Here is a 1,694-nt window from a genome sequence, read left to right on the forward strand (position 1 = left end):
CCCGAAGCCCGAAGCCCGAAGCCCGAAGCCCGAAGCCCGAAGCCCGAAGCCCGAAGCCCGAAGCCCGAAGCCCGAAGCCGATTGCGACCGGCTTCGGCCCGGGCGGTTCTGTCAGGCCGCCAGCATTTCCTTCGCGTGCTTGCGCGTCGTCGCGGTGATTTCCAGGCCGCCCAGCATCCGTGCGACTTCTTCGATGCGGCTCGTCCTGTCGAGCGGAACGACCGTCGACACCGTGCCGCCGTCCGCATCCGCGCCCTTTGCGACCTGGAAGTGCTGATCGCCACGCGCCGCGACCTGCGGCAGATGGGTCACGCACAGCACCTGACGGTCGCGTCCCAGCTGGTGCAGCAGTCGGCCGACTACTTCCGCGACGCCACCGCCGATGCCGGTATCGACTTCGTCGAAGATCAGCGTCGGCGTCAGGCTGGCGGCGCTCGCGATCACCGCCAGCGCGAGGCTGATTCGCGCCAGCTCCCCGCCCGACGCGACCTTCGCGAGCGGCCGCAGCGGCACGCCCGCGTGCCCGGCGACGCGGAATTCGATCTGCTCGAGTCCGTGCGGGCCGCCGTCGGCGAGCGGCACGAGCGCGACCTCGAAGCTGCCGCCCGCCATCGACAGTTCCTGCATGCCGGCCGTGACGGCCGTGCCGAGCACCTTGGCCGCATGTGCACGCGCTTTCGACAGGCGTTTCGCATTGTCGACGTAGGCCTCCCACGCTTTCGCCTGGACGGCTTCCAGCGCGCCGAGATCGGCGGCGGCGTCGAGCGCGGCCAGTTGCGCGCGCCGCACGGCATGTTCGTCGTGCAGCGTTTCAGGCGACAGGCGGAATTTGCGCGCGGTCGAATGCAGCGCGTCGAGGCGCGTTTCCACCTGCGCGAGCCGGTCAGGATCGAGGTCGAGCCGCTGGGCGTAGTGCGACAGCGAATAGATCGCTTCCTGCAGCTGGATCTCGGCCGGCTCGAGCGAGGCGAGCGCGTCGTTGAGGGCCGGATCGTAATCGGCGAGGCTGCGCAGCTTCGAGACGATCGCGCCGAGCTGCGCGAGCATCGCGTCGTCGGCTTCGGACAGCGCGTTGAGCGCGCCCTGTACACCGTCGATCAGGTTCGCCGAATGCGACAGCCGCTTGTGTTCGCTGTTGATGTCTTCCCATTCGCCCGCTTGCGGCGCGAGCTTGTCGAGTTCGGCGAGCTGCCACGCGAGTTTTTCGCGTTCGAGCTGCAACTCGCGTTCATGCGCCTGCGCGGCCTCGATGGCCTGGGTCGCGTCGCGCCACACGCGCCACGCGCGCGCGACGTTCGCGGCATCGGCGGTGAGCCCGGCGTGCGTGTCGAACAGCTCGCGCTGCGCGTCCGGCCGCATCAGCAGCTGGTGCGCGTGCTGGCCGTGAATGTCGACGAGCATTTCGCCGACCTCGCGCAGTTGCGCGAGTGTCGCGCTCGTCCCGTTGATGAACGCGCGCGAGCGGCCGTTCGCATCGATTACGCGACGCAGCATCACGGTGTCGTCGGTATCGAACGCGTGTTCGTCGAGCCAGCGTGCGACGCGATCGTGCTGCGTGAATTCGGCGGTGATGTCGGCGCGGCCGCAGCCGGTGCGCACGACGCTCGCGTCGGCGCGCTCGCCGAGCGCGAGCGCGAGCGCGTCGATCAGGATCGATTTGCCGGCGCCGGTTTCGCCGGAGAAGACGGTAAAGC

The 1,694-nt window shown here is 69.4% G+C and carries 1 protein-coding gene; it reads right to left on the reverse strand.

Annotation, left to right across the window (positions count from 1 at the left end):
- Positions 1–111: 111 nt before the first annotated feature.
- A partial coding sequence (gene recN, locus KH616_RS24870) for a DNA repair protein RecN (RefSeq protein ID WP_292254867.1) occupies positions 112–1,694 on the reverse strand: 1,583 nt, incomplete at its 5' end.

Origin of the sequence: Burkholderia sp., from assembly GCF_018375725.1 — a bacterium.
In the GTDB taxonomy this organism is placed as follows: domain Bacteria; phylum Pseudomonadota; class Gammaproteobacteria; order Burkholderiales; family Burkholderiaceae; genus Burkholderia.